The organism is Vreelandella mediterranea, from assembly GCF_970647075.1.
Genome location: NZ_OZ310198.1, coordinates 2,666,831 through 2,683,140, shown reverse-complemented (window position 1 = coordinate 2,683,140; position 16,310 = coordinate 2,666,831). Strand labels below are relative to the sequence as shown.

Genomic DNA, 16,310 nt, shown 5'->3' with positions numbered 1-16,310 from the left:
TACCGATTCTGAATGCCAAGGATAACGAACATGGGCAAGCGATTTACGCGCACTGCGCCGGTAGGACACACGCTGGTGGGCATTTTTGCGCTCACCGCGTATTCAGCGATGGCGCAGAGTGAACCCTTGCCTGCCGAGGCGCTGGACTGGCAACCGTACCGGCCCGCCGAGGCCGAGGGCCAGCTATGCCGCGGGCGCTACGTCATGCCCGGCTACCGGTTGCCCGCCGAGCGAAACCCCGAAACGCTCTCGATCGAAACGACACAAGCCGACTACGCCCAGGATGGCGAAGCGTTGCTGCGCGGCGACGTAGTGCTGCGCCGGGCGGATAGCGAGCTCCAGGCCGCGCAGGTTTTTCTGCCGTCCAGCCGGGAACAGGTCGAGGTCGAAGGCGGACTGGCACTGCGCAACGGCCAGGCGCTTTTGCGCGGCGACCAGGCCACCCTGCGCCTGGACGAAGACCGCGGCCGTATCGACGACAGCCGTTTCGTGCTCTACGAGCCCCACCTGCGCGGCCAGGCCAGCCAGCTCGAACAGACCGGCGAAGACCAGTACCGGCTGCACGATGCTCGTTTTACCACCTGCGACCCGGGCGAAAACACTTGGCAGTTGGTGAGTAGCGACATCCGCCTCGATCAGGCCGCGGGCTTTGGCACCGCGCGCAATGCCCGCCTCGAGGTCAAGGACGTGCCGGTGTTTTACTGGCCCTGGGTGCGCTTTCCGCTGGATGAGCGCCGCCAAACCGGCTTTTTGTGGCCGACCCTGGGGTTTTCTAACAGCGGGCTGGACTACGCCCAGCCGTTTTACTGGAACATCGCACCCAATCAGGACGCCACCATCACTCCGCGCTTGATGAGTGACCGGGGCCTTCTTTTAAACGGCGAGTACCGCTACCTGCTCGATGAGAGTCAGGGCATGGTCGAGGGTGGCTATCTGGCCGACGACGGCGGTCGGCGCACCGGCGATAACCGTTTCGAAGGCCAGGATCGCTGGTATATCGACGCCCGCCACCGCGGCCGCGTCAACCCGCGCAGCAACTACAGCTTGCGCTACGGCGGGGCCAGCGACGGGCGCTACTTCGACGACTTCGGCGCCGAGTTCGGCCGCAGCGACCGCGCCGCCATGGAGCGTTTCGCCCAGGTCGATTACCGCGGCGAGCGCTGGCAGCTCGACGCCCGCGCCCAAGGGTTTCAGCGCCTGGAAGACCCGCTAAGCGACAGCGACAAGCCCTTTTACCGGCTACCGAGTTTGACGGCCAACACGAACAACTGGCAGCTCGGGAACGGCTTTTATAGCCAGTGGCGCTCCAACGCCACCTACTTCTGGCGCGATGTCGATGAAACCCTGGTGCCGGAGCGCGAAGCCGCCAACGGCTCTCGGCTTCACCTTTCGCCGGCGGTGGGCTGGCGTTTCGAGGAGCCCTGGGGGTATATCGAGCCGCGCACCGAGTTTTGGAACACCGCCTACGAGCTCGATTACGGCGACCGTGACACCAGTCGAAGCACCTCGCCTACGCGCAGCGTCGCGATTACCTCTATCGACAGCGGCCTGGTGTTCGAGCGCGAACTGGCGCTGGGCGAAAGCGACTACCGCCAGACCCTGGAGCCGCGGCTCAACTACGCGTACGTTCCACGTACCGATCAGGTGGACTTACCCGAGTTCGACAGCCGCGAGCGCGCCTTCTCCTGGGACCAGCTTTGGTCGCCCCATCGCTTCTCCGGCGCTGACCGGGTGGGCGATCTCAACCGCGTGTCGTTAGGCGTTCAGTCGCGTTTGATCGAGGATGGCGCCGGGCGGGACCGGCTGAGCTTCGGTGTCGGCCAAAGCGTGTACTTCGCCGAGCGGCGCATCGACAGCGACGGCGACCCGGATACGCTGCCGGACCGCCCGGAAGAGAACCCGAACGTGAACCCGCAAAGCCGCTACCAGGCGACCCGCGAGCGCTCGCCGCTGGTCACCCGGCTCGATTGGCAGATCAGCGATCGCTGGAGCACCGGCTACGAGTGGCTGTACGATGATCAACGCGAGCAGACCGAGCGCTCCAGCGTCGACGTGGCTTATCGTCATCCCGAGGGCCACGTAGTGAACCTTGGCTACCGTTGGGAGATCGAAGGGTACGACCCGGGCGTGGTACCCGGCGACGACGGCTTTCGCGACTATAGCCGCGAAGAGTGGGATCTCTCGGTGGGCTACAAGGCCGCCCCGCAGATCGACCTGATCGGGCGCTATCTGTATGACCAAACCAACGACCGGGCGCTGGAGCAGCTCGCCGGTGTGCAGTGGAACGACTGCTGCTACGGCGTGCAGGTGGTCTGGCGCGAGTGGATCGACGATAACGACACCGCCCGAGTAGGGGACGATTTCAGCGACCGCGGACTGTTTCTGCGCTTCGTGTTCCGCGGTTTGGGCGGCGTGGGCCAAGGGGCGAACACGTATTTCGACCGGGCGGTTCCGGGCTATACCCCGTCACCCTTGTAACGCATGACCATCCAATACCCCGCTTTTATTCAATAGCGACGACAAGAGATTTTTCTATGACGATGAACAAGAGCCTGGCAGGTGGCGGTTTTTCACGGCAGCTAAAGTGGCTGTCGACGGCCGGGGCGCTGGCGCTTTGTCTGGGCGCGAGCGCGGCGCTGGTAAGCGTTAACGCCCACGCCCAAGACTTTCAAAATAGCCAACGCCAAACCCTGGACAGCGTGGCCGCGGTGGTCAACGACGGCGTGATCATGCAAAGCGAGCTCGACGAGCGTATGGCGCAGGTCGAGCAGCAGGCCCAGGCCCAGGGCGGAAACCTGCCCCCGCGCCGCCAGCTCCAGGAGCAGGTGCTCGAGCGCATGGTGCTCGACGAGATCCAGCTGCAAATGGCCCGCCAGGCCAATCTAAGCGTCGACGATACCGAGCTCAATCGTCAGCTAAGAACCATCGCCGAATCCAACGGCCTGAGCATGGACGCCTTTGCCGACGCCGTCGAAGCCGACGGTATGTCGCTTGCCGAGGTGCGCGAAGACGTGCGCCGCGAGATGCTCATGCGCCAGGTCCAGCAGCGCCAGATTCAGCAGCGCGTAAGCGTCAGCGACCGCGATGTCGAGCGATTCCTCGAGCAGCAGCCCGCCCAGCAGGGCCAGGCGTTCATCGAAGAGAGCCAGGCGCGCCACATTCTGGTGGAGCTTACGCCCACCCGCAATGAAGACCAGGCGCGGGAGCGCGCCGAACAGGCCCGCGCGCGCTTACAGCAGGGCGAGGCGTTCGGTGCGGTGGCCCGCGAGCTCAGCGACGACCGGGGCAGCGCCATGAACGGCGGCGACCTTGGCTGGGTACGCCCGGGCCAGACCGTGCCCGCCTTCGAAGAGGCGATGAACGACCTAAGCGCCGGCCAGGTCTCCGCGCCGGTGCGCTCGCAGTTCGGCTATCACATCATCGAAGTGCTCGACCGCCGCCGTCAGGACGTGACCGACGAGAGCCGCCGCGAGCAGGTACGCCAGGCGATTTTCCAGCGCCGTGCCAACGAAGAGCTGCAAAACTGGCAGCGTGAGATTCGCGACCAGGCCTTCGTGGATATCCGCCGGTAATGGCTGAAAGCGCTCCTCTTCCGCTGCTGATCACTACCGGGGAGCCCGCCGGTATCGGCCCGGAACTGGTCCTGATGCTGGCAGCCCAGGGGCGTCTCGGGCCCGAGACGCTGGCGGTGGGCGACCCCGGAATGCTGCAAGATCGCGCCGCGCGCCTTGGCCTGGACGTGGAGATCGTCGTCGCCGAGGGCGGGCATTTGGAGCGCCCCGACACGCCGCATCTGGGGGTTTGGCCGGTAGCGCTGAAAGCGCCGTGCACCCCGGGTGTCCTCGACCCGGCCAACGCCGCCTACGTGATCGAAACCCTCGACGTGGGCGTTCGCGCCTGCCAGCAAGGCCTGGCCTGCGCCATCGTCACGGCGCCGCTGCACAAGGGCGTGATCATCGACGGCGGCTTCAAGGATTTTACCGGCCACACCGAGTGGCTGCGCGACGCCTGTGGGGTCGACGAGGTGGTGATGATGCTGGCCACCGACTGCGCGCTGCATACTCAGGCAAGCAGTTGGCAGGGCAGTGGGGACCTTCGCGTGGCGCTGGCGACCACCCATCTGGCGCTTCGCGACGTCGCCGATGCGATCACCTTCGAGCGTCTGACGCGGATCGTAACGATTCTTGCCGCCGATCTAACCCGCCAGTTCGGTATCGCCGCCCCACGCATTGCCGTGTGCGGGCTGAACCCTCACGCCGGGGAGGACGGGCACTTGGGGCGCGAGGAGATCGAGACGATCACCCCGGCGCTTACTCACCTGCGTGGCCAGGGAATCGACGTGCGCGGCCCTTTCCCGGCGGATACGCTGTTTACCCCGCGCCACTTGCAAGAGGCTGACGCGGTGCTGGCGATGTATCACGACCAGGGGCTTTCAGTGCTAAAGTATGCAGGCTTTGGTCGGGCGGCCAATATCACCCTGGGCCTGCCGCTGGTGCGCACCTCGGTAGACCACGGCACCGCGCTCGATTTGGCCGGGCGCGGCGTGGCAAACCCGGATAGCCTTCTGGTGGCGCTCAACCTGGCGCGCCGATTAAGCGGCCGCCGCGCCGCCGCGCTGCCCACTTAGCCGTCACCGGCCCGCCCACACCGTTACATGCTCTATCCTACTCAAGGACTTTCGTTAGATGTCTCAAGCGCCCCTTCAACACCGAGCTAGAAAACGCTTCGGTCAGAACTTTCTTCGTGACCCTGGCACCATTTCGCGCATCGTTCGCGCTATTGGGCCGGCGAAGGGCGACCGGCTGATCGAGATCGGCCCGGGCCAGGGCGCGCTGACCGGGCCGCTTCTGGACGCCAACGGCGCCCTTGAAGTGGTCGAGCTCGACCGTGACCTGATCCCGGGGCTGCGCGTGCAGTTTTTCAACTACCCGGGCTTTGTCATCCACGAAGGCGACGCGCTGAAGTTCGACTTTCACGCGCTCAAGGGCGACGGCCCGGCGCTGCGCGTGGTGGGCAACCTGCCTTACAACATCTCGACGCCGTTGATCGTACACCTGCTGGGCATGGGGTCCGCGGTGGCGGATATGCACTTCATGTTGCAAAAGGAAGTCGTCGAACGGCTGGCCGCCGAACCCGGCGGCACCGACTGGGGGCGGCTGTCGGTCATGGCGCAGTATTACTGCCAGGTCGAGCAGCTCTTCGTCGTGGCGCCGGAGGCGTTCGTGCCGCAGCCCAAGGTGGATTCCGCCATCGTGCGACTGACCCCCCATGAGGAGCTGCCCCACACGGCGACGGATCCGGCGCTTTTGTTCGAGCTGGTCAAGCTCGCCTTCGGCCAGCGGCGCAAAACGCTGCGCAACAACCTCAAGGGGCGGGTTAGCGCCGAGACCCTGGAAAGCCTTGAGATCGACCCGGGCCGGCGCCCCCAAACGCTGACCGTAGAAGAGTACGTCACGATCGCCAACCACGTGGCCGCGCTTTCGCCGGCCGCCGAGCGGGGTGATTCGTGAGCCAGTTAGCGATCGAGGTGAGCGTGGTCCCGGCGTACTGCCCGGAGGAGTCTAGCGAAAGCGAGTCGCGTTACGTGTTCAGCTATACCGTGACGGTGCATAACCAGAGCCCGCACAGCGTGCAGCTGATGGCGCGTTACTGGAAAATCACCCAGGGCAGTGGCGACGCCCAGGAAGTACGCGGCAAGGGCGTGGTCGGCCAGCAGCCGCTCATCGGCCCCGGCCAGCGCTTTCGCTACACCAGCCGGGCGATTCTGCAAACCCCGGTCGGCGTCATGGAAGGCGCCTATACGCTGCTCAACACCTACACCCAGCGCGCTTTCGACGTCGCCATCGCGCCGTTTCGCTTGGCCGCGCCCAGCCAGCTCCACTAGCCAGGCATCTCCCCACGCAGCTTTTCGTCGAGGTGAACGCCAAGGCGCAGGGCGAGCTGCACGATGGTGAGCGTGGGGTTGGCGTGGCCGGCGCTTGCGAACACGCTGGAGCCGGCCACGTACATGTTTTGCTGGGCGAAGAGTCGGCAGTCGCGATCGACCACGCCCTGGTCGGCGCTATCACTCATGCGCGTACCACCCATGTGGTGGCGCCCGGCAATTTCCCCCTCTTCGGGCAGCGCTACCGGCTCCGTGGCCAGCCAGTCGGCGAACTGCACGCGGCCAATATTCTGCTTAAGCAGGTACTCGCCCAAAAGCATCAGGCTTTCGCGAATCGTATGCCGGTCGAGTGCCGACTGCTGCCACACCAGCCGACTCAACGGCACGCCCAGCGCATCGCGCTCGTTAGAAAGCTCCACGGCGTTGTCGAATCGCGGCTCCTGCTCCCAGGCCGCGCGCAGGTACACCCCGTGCATGACCGGGCCACCGGCTCTTCCCGCAAGTTCGGCGCCAAGCCCGGGCGCCTGCTCGGCAAGCTCCGCGATGAGCGCCTCGGTGGCTTCCGGGGCCATGCGGTGCAGACGCAGCCCGCAGTTGAGGATGCCACGCTCGGCCATAGCGGCGGCGGTGGGCGAGAGATAAACGTTGTAATCGGTGTCGAGCCCGAAGCGGGCGGGCTCGAACAACAGCGCCTGGCCGATGGTCGCGTGGGGGTGCTCCATCCAGTAGCGGCCAAGCGTTCTGTCATCCGGCACCAGCCGCCCGCCGCTTTGCTGATTGCACCAAAGCAGCAGGCGCGAGTTTTCGATACCGCCGCAGGCCAGCACGAAGGTGCGCGCGCGTATGGTTTTGCGTACGCCATCGAAGTCGCTAAACGTAGCCGCGTGCACTCGGTCACCGTCGGTCTCGAGCCCGACCAGGTTGGCGGTCAGGCAGTAGGTGAGGGTCTCGAGCCCGTTCAGGGTGGCGGCGAACTTGTCCTTCATGCGCACGGCATGACCCAACGAGAAATAAACGCGCTCGAGCCCTGCGCCGTCGATGGGCGCATCCGGTGGGATGGTTTCCAGGTCCAAAAGCGCCGCGGCGGCTTCAAAATAAGGGGCGAGCGCTTGCTTGCCGATCGGCCAGCCGGTTTGTGGCGCGGCGGTCTTGGCGGTGAAGTCGTGGGCGTCAAGCGTCCGGCACACGCCGCCCCAGTGGTTGGTCGAGCCACCCATATAGCGAAGCCTGATGCTGGCCAGATCCAGGTAGGTGTCGCCTATACTGGTACCCTGGTAAAGTGCCTGGGAGCGCTCGCTTCGCGAGGCCTCGCCGCCTTCGCATAGAAGCACCTGGTGGCCCTGCTGGGCCAGGGTCATGGCAAGGGTAATGCCCGCCGCCCCGGCGCCGATCACGCAGACATCATAAGGCTGGCGCTCGCTTAGCGCTTCAAATGGCTGATACATTAGCGGTTAGTGTCCAGATCGGCGGGGGCGAGCAGCCAGCCGTTTTTGATCACCGGTGCCTTGGTTTGGGCGGCAAAGGTGCTGGCCCAGGGCGCGCCGGCCAACAGCGCGCTCCCGGCGCCCAACGAGGCGGCTTTTAAAAGCGCCCGGCGCGCAGGGTCTTTCGCCGTTGATGGCTGACCGGTCTTCGTTAAAGAGATAGCTCGCATAGGGCCCGTTTTTCGTTGTGATGGTCGTCCCCCCAGATTAGCCGATCGGATGCCGGGAGCGGGGCATTTTCTTTAACGTTTTAATCTTTATTAGCCAACCATAAGGCTTTTTTTATGAGTACATACGCCATCGGGGATCTGCACGGCTGCCACGCGGAGTTCGTCGCCCTGCTCGATAAGCTCAGCTTCGACCCGACCCGCGATACGCTGTGGCTGGTGGGGGATCTGATCAACCGTGGCCCCGGCTCGCTTGCCTGCCTGCAAGAGGCCAAGGCGCTGGGAAGTGCCGCGCGCTGCGTACTGGGCAATCATGATTTTCACCTGCTGGTGGCCGCCCGGGGCGGCGGGCGGCTCAAGCGCGGCGACACCCTGGACGATATTCTGGGCGCCCCCAAACGCGAGGCGCTGCTCGACTGGCTTCAGGCCCAGCCGCTGGCGGTCGTAGAAGAGACCACGCTGATGGCCCACGCCGGGATACTTCCGAGCTGGAGCGCCGAGGCCGCGCTTGGCTACAGCGCCGAGGTCCAGGCCGCGCTTGCAAGCGAGGCTTCCGGGCGCTTTCTCGAGACGCTTTATGGCAATGAGCCGGCGCGCTTCACCGAGGCGCTGGATGGTATGGACCGGCTGCGCGCCCTGGTCAACGTGTTTTGCCGTATGCGCTTTATCAGCGCCGATGGCACCCTTGATTTCGCCGCCAAGGAGGGCCTGGATAGCGCGCCAGCCGGTTTCTACCCTTGGTTTCAGTTCCCGCGGGAGGACGATATCCGGCTCATATTCGGCCACTGGGCTGCGCTCGAGGGCCAGACCCCCAAGGCTAAAATCGACGTCCACGCCTTGGATACCGGCTGCGTGTGGGGCGGCGCGTTGACTGCGATGAACCTCGATACCGGCGAGCGCATCGCGGTGGCAAGTCAGAATGAAGGAGCTTGAGGTGGCCGAACACGATCGTCGCCTGGGGGGGCTGGAGGTTTACCGGGTGGGCGGCGCCGTGCGCGATGCGCTGCTGGGCTGGCCGGTTTATGACAACGACTGGGTCGTGGTGGGCGCCACGGTCGATGCGATGCGTGAGCGCGGCTTCAAGCCCGTGGGCCGCGATTTTCCCGTGTTTTTGCACCCGGAAACGGCCGAGGAGTACGCCCTGGCGCGTACCGAACGCAAGGCCGGTCACGGCTATAGTGGCTTCGAGGTACACGCAAGCCCACAGGTAACGCTCGAAGAGGATTTGCTGCGCCGGGATTTGACCATCAACGCCATCGCCCAGCGCCCGGACGCCACACTTTGCGACCCGTTCGATGGCCAGGGCGATCTCGAAAAACGCGTGCTGCGCCATGTTTCGCCGGCGTTTGGCGAAGACCCGCTGCGCGTGCTGCGCACCGCCCGTTTTCTGGCCCGCTACGCAGGGCTTGGTTTTGTCATCGCCGATGAAACCCTTGGGCTGATGCGCCGGATGAGCGACGCCGGCGAGCTCGAACACCTGGCCGCCGAGCGGGTATGGGTGGAAACCGAAAAGGCGCTGGGCGAGCCGAGCCCGGCGGCGTATTTCACCACCTTGAACGATTGCGGGACGCTTGAGAGCTGGTGGCCAGGGCTTGCGGCGGTGCTTGTCGAGGCGCTTGCGCTGATGCGCCTGGCCCCGCCCGAGCAGGGTCAGGCGCTGGCCCACTGGCGGATGGCGTTACTGGCAAGTGCCCTTAGTGATGCCAAACGGGAGGCGCTGGTCGAGCGGCTGCGCCTGCCCAATGCCGTGGCCGCGCTTTGCCGCCACGTGGCGCTCACCCGTGCGCTGTTGAAGGCCGGCCTGAGCGGCGAGGGCGTGTTTAACTGGCTGGAGCGGCTGGACGCCTTTCGTAAACCCGCTCAGGTCGAAGCACAGCTTGAGCTGGTGGCGACGCTGGCGCCGGATTTACGGGAACCGCTGACCCAGGCATTTGGGCACGCACGCGAGATCAACCCCCAGGCGCTGATAGCCGAGGGCTTTCACGGTGGGGAGCTTGGCCAGGCGCTGCGCGAGCGGCGCCAGTGGGCGGTTTCTGAGGCGCTGTCAGGTTAAAAAGCTCAGGGCGAGATCGTCACGCCGCGCCATTCGAAGGCCACCGGCCAGAGGCGCTGGTGGGGGAAATCAGTGCGCTCGAAAAGCGTTTTGTAAGGGGTCTGGCAGCGGGGGTGGCGCTGGTCGGGCAGAAGCTCCGCAAGCGGCTGGAGCACGAAGGCGTAGCGGGTGATGTCGTCCCGGGGAAGCGTGATATCCCCCACTTGCGCGCAGGTGTCGCCCACGCTCAAAAGGTCGATATCCAGCGCCTTGGGCTGGTGGCGCTGGGTGGCGACGCGCGGGTTCAGGGCCGCTTCCTGGGCCTTCGTCCAGGCGCTGAGCGCCTGGATACTCCAATCGCTTTTAAACGCCACCACCGCGTTATAAAAGTTGGTTTCGCCTTCGCAGCCGACCGGCTCGCTTTCGAAGACCCGCGAGATGCTGACCTCGCCAAAGGTTTGCTCGAGTACCTCGAAACAGGCGCCCAAATGACGTCGTGGCTCGGCGTTGCTGCCAAGGCTTAAACACACCAGGTTCACGGCGTGGATGCCTCGATGACCTCGGGGATCTCGCCGCGCACGATTTCAAGGCCGACGCTTTGTGCCTGGGGCACTGCACCGGGCTTGCGCACGGCCAGGCGTAGCCAGCTGATCGGAAACTCGTGGCGCAGGTATTCGCAAAGCCGTTCGGCGAAGGTTTCGATCAGCGCGAACTGATGCGCGTCGGCGAACTGCTGAATACGCTGGCAGATCGCGGCGTAGTCCAGGGTCAGGCGTAAATCGTCGGTCGCCGCGGCCGGGCGTATATCCGTTGCAAGCGTTAGATCCAGGCGCAGCGACTGGGTGATGGTGCGCTCCCAATCGTAAACGCCGATAACGGTTTCAATCACCAGGCCTTCAATTAAAATACGGTCCATGCGTCTTATCCCCATCACAGTCAGGAAATAGTGTACGTGAGCAAGCCGGTCAACGATACAAAACAGCGGGTTGTTGCCGGGTGGTAGCGCTTCTCTGCGTGGTGTTGGGTTACCTTTGCGGTAGCTGGCTCGCCGCGCTTTTCGTGTGCCGCCTGGCCCGGGTGGCGGATCCGCGGAAGTGCGGCTCCTGCAATCCCGGTGTTTCCAACGTGCTGCGCCTTTACGGGCCGCGCCTGGCGGGCGCGACGCTTGTCCTCGATGCCGTCAAAGCGATGCCCGTGCTTGCCCTGGCCAAAGGTCAGGGGCTGCCGGTATGGGTTCAAGGCGGGGTGGGGCTTGCGGTGCTGCTTGGCCACAGCTACCCACTGTGGCATGGCTTTCGCGGCGGCAAGGCGGTGGCCTGCGCCTTTGGGGCGCTGCTGGTGCTGGTGCCGTGGGTGGCGCTATCAAGTGCGGCATGCTGGGCGCTGCTGGCCTGGCGGCTGCGCACCGCGGCGGTGGCCTCGCTTGTAAGCGCGCTGCTCGCTTTGCTGCTGGCGCTCTGGTTTTCCCCGGCCTACGTGTATGTGGTGGGCGCTTTTACGCTGGTGGTGTTCTTACGCCACGCGCTCAATATTCGCCGTTTGCGCCGGGGCGAGGAGCCCGACCTTGGCGGGCGCCGCTAACGCGCGGGCGGGGTGAGCGACGCCAGTGGCCAGCGCGGCGTGGCCTGCATGATGCCGATCTGGTCATGCTCGCAGGCGTTCAGGCGCATCGCGCCCACAAAAGCGATCATCGCCCCGTTGTCGGTGCAAAACCGCGCACGGGGGTAGAAGGTATCGGCGCCGCGCTTTCGGGTCTCGACGGCCAGGCGCTCGCGCAGGCGCGCGTTGGCGCTGACCCCGCCGGCCATCACCAGCCGCTTGAGGCCGGTTTCGTCCAGCGCCCGGCGACATTTGATCACCATGGTATCGACGACTGCCTCCTCGAACGCCCGGGCGACGTCGGCGCGGGCCTGCTCGTCCAGCGCCCCCTCGGCATCGAGTTTTTTCAGCGTCGTCAGGGTGTGGGTCTTGAGCCCGGAAAAGCTGAAGTCGAGCCCGGGGCGGTCGGTCATCGGCCGCGGAAAGCGAAAACGCTTGGGGTCGCCGCGTTCGGCGAGTTGGGCGACCCGCGGGCCGCCGGGGTAGGCAAGCCCCAGCATCTTGGCGGCCTTGTCGAAGGCTTCGCCCGCGGCGTCGTCCACGGACTCGCCCAGCAGCCGGTAGCGGCCGAGCCCGGCCACTTCGACCAGCTGGGTATGCCCGCCGGAGACCAAAAGCGCGGCGAAGGGAAACGCCGGGGCGTGCTCCTCGAGCATCGGCGCGAGCAGGTGGCCCTCCATGTGGTGCACGCCCAGCACCGGAATATCCAGCGCCCGGGCCATGCCGTGGGCGGTGCTGGCCCCCACCATCAGTGCGCCGACAAGCCCCGGCCCGGCAGTGTAGGCGATACCGTCCAGATCCTGTTTGCCAAGACCGGCCTGGTGCAAGACCTGGTCGATCAGCGGTAAAAGCTTGCGGGTATGATCTCTTGATGCGAGCTCAGGCACGACGCCGCCGTACTCGGCGTGCATGGCCACCTGGCTGTAGAGCGCATCGGCTAAAAGCCCTTCGCCCTCGGGCTTTTGTGTATCAAATATCGCTACGCCGGTTTCGTCGCAGGAGGTCTCAATGCCAAGCACACGCATAGGGGGTCTCTGTAAATCACTTGATAGCGGCGATTTTATCACGCTTGCCCGGCGAGCCGTTATGCGCTTTCGTCGTTCACCGCCGGTTGACGCCAGGAAAAGCTCGACTAGCTTTATTGAAGGTCCGTTTATCCACTTCGAGGAGATTGTAATGCGGGACCCGTTCAGTATTACCCGGCGTAGGCTTTTGGGCACAGTGTCCGCCATCGCGGGGGCGAGCTTGATTCCCGCCGCTTACGCAAGCGACTCCTCAAACGAGCGCGATGAAGACGCGCCCGAAGGCTCCCCAAGGCGCTGGTGTATCAAAGGCGCCACCGTGCTGACCATGGAGCCGGACAAGGCACCGCTGGAAAAGGCCGACATCTGGGTCGTCGATGGCAAGATCGAAGCGGTCGGTGAAAATCTCGATACCGGTGATAGCGAAATCATCAACGGCGAAGGCTTCATCGTCATGCCGGGACTCGTCGATACTCACAACCACCTGTGGCAAACCCAAATGCGCGGTATGTTCGGCCAGCGCGAGGACAACCTGTTCTTTCCGCTGACCAACCGACTGGCCGAGCATTATCGCGCCTCGGATATTTGGGTCGGCGAATATCTGGGGGCGATGGAGAACATTAGCGCCGGGATCACGACCAGTAACGACTTTTTCGACAATAACCGTAGCCCCGAGCATAGCCAGGCGGCACTTGAGGCGCTGTCCGCCTCGCCGCTGCGCGCGCGGCTTCTTTTCGGCAACGAAAGCAAAACCAACGGCAGCCAGATCGACCTGGAACGCTTGAGCGAGCTTCACGAAAACTGGGAGCGTTACGGCGAGCAGGGGCGCCTTTCCCTGGGGTTGGCTTGGCGGCTGCCGGATAATCTGGGCAACCAGGACGCGCTGACCATGAAGCGCCGGGAGTTCGACACCGCGCGCGAACTTGACCTGCCGATTGCCGTGCACGTAAGCGGCGAAGGCCACCATGAGATGTTCCAGCACCTGATCGATGGCGAGTTTTTGGTACCCAAGCTTCAGGTGGTGCACGCCACCGACGCGCGCGAGGAGCACCTTGCAGCTCTGGCCGAGGCCGGGGCGAGCCTGTCGCTGACGCCGGTCACCGAGCACCGGGTCGGCTACGGGATCACCCGTCTTTCCCACTTCAAGGACGTCGAGCGTTTGGGGCTGGGTATCGACGGCAACGCCCTGGCAGGTTGCGGTGATATGTTCGCGGTGATGAAACACGCCGCGCTTACTGAGATTGCCGCCAGCGGCGAGCAGCAAAGCGTCGACTGCGAGCGCCTGGTTTCCCTTGCCACCCGTAAGGGCGCCGAGTCCATCGGTATGGGCGATGAGATCGGTACGCTCACCGCGGGCAAGCAGGCGGATCTGATCATGCTCGATACTAAAAGCGTCAGCCTTGGCATGCTGCCCACCGAGCCCTATGCGTTTATCGTATTCGCCGCCACCCCGGCCAACGTGTCGCTGGTCGCCGTGGGCGGGCGCATCGCCAAACGCGGCGGCGAGCTTCTGGACCTGGACGAAGAGCAGCTCGCCTCGCGCATTGGCGCCTCGCTTTCACACCTGCGCGAGCAGCTTTGAGCCCTGGCCGCTAACGGCGTTTGGCGAAGGCGGCCCAAAAGCGGCCGGTTGCAAAATTGCCTTGTGGCGACTAGACTACTCGGCGCTGTAAAAAGGGTCGTACACTGTATCTACAGATGTTGTATAAAGCGGTGTACGCACTATCCGAACTAAGTCTCCTTAAGGTGGTGAGTGCTTAATGCCTTCTGTAAAAGTACGTGATAACGAGCCGTTTGACGTCGCCCTGCGTCGCTTCAAGCGTTCTTGCGAAAAAGCCGGTGTTCTTTCCGAAGTACGCCGTCGTGAGCATTACGAGAAGCCGACTGCTGAGCGCAAGCGCAAAGCGGCCGCGGCCGTAAAACGTCACGCCAAGAAAATTCAGCGTGAGCAAAAGCGTTTCGAACGGCTCTATTGATCCGTACCCAGAAATATCCACGTCGGTTTTAGTGGATATTTCAAGAGGGATGCCAAGCGGCCGCCGTAAGGTGGCCGTTTGTTTTTAAGGGCGTCCCAAAGAATCGATGCTTACAAGAGAAAGTGGCGTAACCCAAGCACGTCGTTTGGGTTACATTATTTTATCTTGCCCCGCGCAGGAAACCTTCACCCATGGCCGGTCAGATCCCCCAGCGATTCATTGACGACCTATTGGACCGCGTCGACGTCGTCGAGGTGGTGGGTGAGCGCGTGCAGCTTAAAAAGGCCGGGCGTAATTACTCGGGCCTTTGCCCCTTCCATCAGGAAAAGACCCCCTCGTTTACGGTGAGCGCCGACAAGCAGTTCTACCACTGCTTTGGCTGCGGCGCCAACGGCAACGCGCTACGCTTTTTAATGGAGTACGACAAGCTCCCTTTCCCCGAAGCCGTCGAACAGCTGGCCGCACGCCAGGGGCTCGAGGTTCCGCGCGAAGGCGGTGACGACCCCCGGGAGCGCAAGCGCGAGCAAAAGCGCAAAGAGGGCGTGAACCTTCTGGAGCTTGCCGGTAGCTTTTACCGCGAGCGGCTCAAGATGCAGGAAGGTCAGGAGGCCAAGGCGTATCTCAAAAAGCGCGATTTGTCCGATGAGGTGATTAGTACCTACGGTATCGGTTTCGCCCCGGATGGCTGGGAGGCGCTCAAGCAGCACCTCAGCGCCAAGGGCGTGAGCGAAGAGGTCCAGGTCGAATACGGGCTTTTGATTCACCGTGAAGATACTGGGCGCACCTATGACCGTTTCCGCGACCGGGTGATGTTCCCCATTCGCGACCTGCGCGGGCGCACGCTGGGCTTTGGCGGGCGCATCATGGGGGACGGCCAGCCGAAGTACCTGAACTCGCCGGAAACGCCGGTGTTTCATAAAGGCCGCGAGCTTTACGGACTTTATGAGGCCCGCCGGGCGGTCAATAAGCTCGAACAGCTGATCATGGTCGAAGGCTACATGGACGTGGTGGCGCTGGCGCAGTACGGCATTCACAACGCCGTGGCAACCCTAGGTACTGCGACCACCGAAGATCATCTGCATCGCCTTTTTCGCTTGGTCAACCGCGTGGTGTTCTGCTTCGACGGCGACCGCGCCGGGCGTCAGGCCGCCAGCCGGGCGCTGGAAACGGCGCTGCCGCAGATGATCGACGGGCGCGAAGCGCGCTTTTTGTTTCTGCCCGAAGGCGAAGACCCGGATTCGCTGGTACGCCGCGAAGGCGAAAAAGCCTTTCAGGACCGGGTCACCTGCGCGATGCCGCTGTCCGAGTTCTTGTTCGAGCAGGCCGGCCAGGGGCGCGATTTGAATACGGTCGAGGGGCGCGAACGCTTCGCAAGCCAGGTGCTGCAGGCGATTGGTAAGGTGCCGGAGGGCATGCTCCAGTCGCTGCTGTTCGAGGCGCTTGCCAAACGAAGCGGGCTTGCCAAAGAGCAGCTTCAGGCCATGCTCGAAAAACGCGCCCCGGCGCCTCCCGCCGAGGTCGATGTCGACGAGCCGGCGCAGTCCGCGCCTTCCCTTGCGGCCCCTCGGAAAGCGGCCAGGCCGCGGTCGGCGCTTGGCAAGGTGCTCTCCAGCGTCGAACGTATCAATCAATTGCTGCTTTTCGAACCGCGGTTGGTCGAAGCACTCCCGGGCGAGCTCGATTGGCTGCCGGAAGACGACAGCCATACGCCGCTTTGTCGCGAGCTGGTCACGCTTTTGCGCGCCGGGCGCTATAAAAGCCCCCAGGTGGTGCTGGCGCATTTTCAAGGCAGCGAAGAGGGCCAGGTGCTGGCCGAGCTTGCCCGGCGGGAGCTTTTGATTCCGGCGGCTACGCGCGAAACCGAGCTTTTAGGGCTGGTCGAGCACCTAAGTGCCCATCAGCGCAAGCGCTCGCCGGAAGAGGAGTACCACGCGCTGCTGGCGCTCGAGCGTTCGGGGCAGAAGCTGGATAAAACCCAGCGGCAACGTTTGGCCACACTGGTGGTCGAACTGACACGCAAGCAGTAGCGTCATAACAGGAAATGAAATCGAGAAGCGCTCGAAGCGAAGAGCAGGGTAGGGCGTTTGAAAAGAGCGCAGTGTGCGGGGTTGAATTTCCGCCGCCAGGCGCCATATAGGGAGCATTG

General features: G+C 64.1%; 16 protein-coding genes. 11 read left to right on the top strand and 5 right to left on the bottom strand.

Features of this window, described 5'->3' with window-relative positions:
* The first annotated feature begins 30 nt into the window (after window positions 1-30).
* The 5 genes from ACWFVE_RS12325 to apaG are packed head-to-tail and all read left to right on the top strand — an operon-like array spanning window position 31 to window position 5,884.
* Window positions 31-2,478, top strand: coding sequence for an LPS-assembly protein LptD (locus ACWFVE_RS12325; RefSeq protein WP_447529563.1), 2,448 nt, complete (start codon window positions 31-33; stop codon window positions 2,476-2,478).
* A gap of 56 nt (window positions 2,479-2,534) precedes the next feature.
* Window positions 2,535-3,572, top strand: coding sequence for a peptidylprolyl isomerase (locus tag ACWFVE_RS12320; protein WP_447529562.1), 1,038 nt, complete (start codon window positions 2,535-2,537; stop codon window positions 3,570-3,572).
* Window positions 3,572-4,627 (top strand): 4-hydroxythreonine-4-phosphate dehydrogenase PdxA, encoded by a 1,056-nt coding sequence (gene pdxA / locus ACWFVE_RS12315; protein ID WP_447529561.1) that lies wholly within the window; start codon window positions 3,572-3,574, stop codon window positions 4,625-4,627. The genes ACWFVE_RS12320 and pdxA overlap by 1 nt, the downstream gene beginning before the upstream one ends.
* A gap of 58 nt (window positions 4,628-4,685) precedes the next feature.
* Entirely contained in the window at window positions 4,686-5,510 is an 825-nt protein-coding gene (gene rsmA / locus ACWFVE_RS12310) for a 16S rRNA (adenine(1518)-N(6)/adenine(1519)-N(6))-dimethyltransferase RsmA (protein WP_447529560.1), read from the top strand.
* Window positions 5,507-5,884, top strand: a complete 378-nt coding sequence (gene apaG / locus ACWFVE_RS12305) for a Co2+/Mg2+ efflux protein ApaG (protein WP_447529559.1) — start codon at window positions 5,507-5,509, stop codon at window positions 5,882-5,884. Before rsmA ends, apaG begins: the two co-directional genes overlap by 4 nt.
* Here the strand turns inward: apaG and ACWFVE_RS12300 are convergent.
* A complete protein-coding gene (locus ACWFVE_RS12300) occupies window positions 5,881-7,329 on the bottom strand; it encodes an FAD-dependent oxidoreductase (protein WP_447529558.1) in 1,449 nt (482 codons plus the stop codon). The two genes, apaG and ACWFVE_RS12300, sit on opposite strands and share 4 nt — an antisense overlap.
* Complete coding sequence (locus ACWFVE_RS12295; RefSeq protein WP_447529557.1) at window positions 7,329-7,538, bottom strand: hypothetical protein; 210 nt, start codon at window positions 7,536-7,538, stop codon at window positions 7,329-7,331. Before ACWFVE_RS12295 ends, ACWFVE_RS12300 begins: the two co-directional genes overlap by 1 nt.
* A 114-nt stretch (window positions 7,539-7,652) precedes the next feature.
* Between ACWFVE_RS12295 and ACWFVE_RS12290 the strand changes: the two genes are divergently transcribed.
* Both ACWFVE_RS12290 and ACWFVE_RS12285 read left to right on the top strand, forming a co-directional pair.
* The gene (locus tag ACWFVE_RS12290) at window positions 7,653-8,468 is read left to right on the top strand and encodes a symmetrical bis(5'-nucleosyl)-tetraphosphatase (protein WP_447529556.1); all 816 of its coding nucleotides are present in this window, start codon (window positions 7,653-7,655) and stop codon (window positions 8,466-8,468) included.
* Window positions 8,455-9,588 carry a polynucleotide adenylyltransferase gene (locus ACWFVE_RS12285; protein WP_447529555.1) on the top strand — a complete coding sequence of 378 codons (1,134 nt, stop codon included), beginning with the start codon at window positions 8,455-8,457 and terminating at the stop codon, window positions 9,586-9,588. Before ACWFVE_RS12290 ends, ACWFVE_RS12285 begins: the two co-directional genes overlap by 14 nt.
* Before the next feature lie 5 nt (window positions 9,589-9,593).
* Here ACWFVE_RS12285 and folK read toward each other — a convergent pair whose 3' ends face one another.
* Both folK and folB read right to left on the bottom strand, forming a co-directional pair.
* On the bottom strand, window positions 9,594-10,106 hold the full coding sequence (gene folK, locus ACWFVE_RS12280; protein ID WP_447529554.1) for a 2-amino-4-hydroxy-6-hydroxymethyldihydropteridine diphosphokinase: 513 nt from the start codon (window positions 10,104-10,106) through the stop codon (window positions 9,594-9,596).
* Window positions 10,103-10,483 (bottom strand): dihydroneopterin aldolase, encoded by a 381-nt coding sequence (gene folB, locus ACWFVE_RS12275; RefSeq protein ID WP_447529553.1) that lies wholly within the window; start codon window positions 10,481-10,483, stop codon window positions 10,103-10,105. The genes folK and folB overlap by 4 nt, the downstream gene beginning before the upstream one ends.
* A gap of 80 nt (window positions 10,484-10,563) precedes the next feature.
* On the opposite strand from folB, the gene plsY reads away from it, so the two are divergent.
* Window positions 10,564-11,148: a glycerol-3-phosphate 1-O-acyltransferase PlsY gene (plsY, locus tag ACWFVE_RS12270; protein WP_447529552.1), complete on the top strand. Its 585-nt coding sequence runs from the start codon at window positions 10,564-10,566 to the stop codon at window positions 11,146-11,148.
* On the opposite strand, the gene tsaD is transcribed toward plsY, so the two are convergent.
* Entirely contained in the window at window positions 11,145-12,191 is a 1,047-nt protein-coding gene (gene tsaD / locus ACWFVE_RS12265; RefSeq protein WP_447529551.1) for a tRNA (adenosine(37)-N6)-threonylcarbamoyltransferase complex transferase subunit TsaD, read from the bottom strand. The two genes, plsY and tsaD, sit on opposite strands and share 4 nt — an antisense overlap.
* A 151-nt stretch (window positions 12,192-12,342) precedes the next feature.
* On the opposite strand from tsaD, the gene ACWFVE_RS12260 reads away from it, so the two are divergent.
* The 3 genes from ACWFVE_RS12260 to dnaG all read left to right on the top strand — a co-directional run bounded on the left by ACWFVE_RS12260 (window position 12,343) and on the right by dnaG (window position 16,191).
* The gene (locus ACWFVE_RS12260; protein ID WP_447529550.1) at window positions 12,343-13,770 is read left to right on the top strand and encodes an amidohydrolase family protein; all 1,428 of its coding nucleotides are present in this window, start codon (window positions 12,343-12,345) and stop codon (window positions 13,768-13,770) included.
* 178 nt (window positions 13,771-13,948) lie between these two features.
* The gene (rpsU, locus tag ACWFVE_RS12255) at window positions 13,949-14,164 is read left to right on the top strand and encodes a 30S ribosomal protein S21 (protein ID WP_007113641.1); all 216 of its coding nucleotides are present in this window, start codon (window positions 13,949-13,951) and stop codon (window positions 14,162-14,164) included.
* A 191-nt stretch (window positions 14,165-14,355) separates the two neighbouring features.
* A complete protein-coding gene (gene dnaG / locus ACWFVE_RS12250; RefSeq protein ID WP_447529549.1) occupies window positions 14,356-16,191 on the top strand; it encodes a DNA primase in 1,836 nt (611 codons plus the stop codon).
* The last annotated feature ends 119 nt before the right edge of the window (window positions 16,192-16,310 follow it).

Bases quoted from the DNA above. Each gene is read 5' to 3' on its own strand.
- ACWFVE_RS12260 (WP_447529550.1), top strand. From the start codon at position 12,343: ATGCGGGACCCGTTCAGTATTACCCGGCGTAGGCTTTTGGGCACAGTG.
- pdxA (WP_447529561.1), top strand. From the start codon at position 3,572: ATGGCTGAAAGCGCTCCTCTTCCGCTGCTGATCACTACCGGGGAGCCC.
- folB (WP_447529553.1), bottom strand. From the start codon at position 10,483: ATGGACCGTATTTTAATTGAAGGCCTGGTGATTGAAACCGTTATCGGC.
- ACWFVE_RS12325 (WP_447529563.1), top strand. From the start codon at position 31: ATGGGCAAGCGATTTACGCGCACTGCGCCGGTAGGACACACGCTGGTG.
- tsaD (WP_447529551.1), bottom strand. From the start codon at position 12,191: ATGCGTGTGCTTGGCATTGAGACCTCCTGCGACGAAACCGGCGTAGCG.
- ACWFVE_RS12290 (WP_447529556.1), top strand. From the start codon at position 7,653: ATGAGTACATACGCCATCGGGGATCTGCACGGCTGCCACGCGGAGTTC.
- rsmA (WP_447529560.1), top strand. From the start codon at position 4,686: ATGTCTCAAGCGCCCCTTCAACACCGAGCTAGAAAACGCTTCGGTCAG.
- dnaG (WP_447529549.1), top strand. From the start codon at position 14,356: ATGGCCGGTCAGATCCCCCAGCGATTCATTGACGACCTATTGGACCGC.
- ACWFVE_RS12285 (WP_447529555.1), top strand. From the start codon at position 8,455: ATGAAGGAGCTTGAGGTGGCCGAACACGATCGTCGCCTGGGGGGGCTG.
- ACWFVE_RS12300 (WP_447529558.1), bottom strand. From the start codon at position 7,329: ATGTATCAGCCATTTGAAGCGCTAAGCGAGCGCCAGCCTTATGATGTC.
- rpsU (WP_007113641.1), top strand. From the start codon at position 13,949: ATGCCTTCTGTAAAAGTACGTGATAACGAGCCGTTTGACGTCGCCCTG.
- ACWFVE_RS12320 (WP_447529562.1), top strand. From the start codon at position 2,535: ATGACGATGAACAAGAGCCTGGCAGGTGGCGGTTTTTCACGGCAGCTA.
- ACWFVE_RS12295 (WP_447529557.1), bottom strand. From the start codon at position 7,538: ATGCGAGCTATCTCTTTAACGAAGACCGGTCAGCCATCAACGGCGAAA.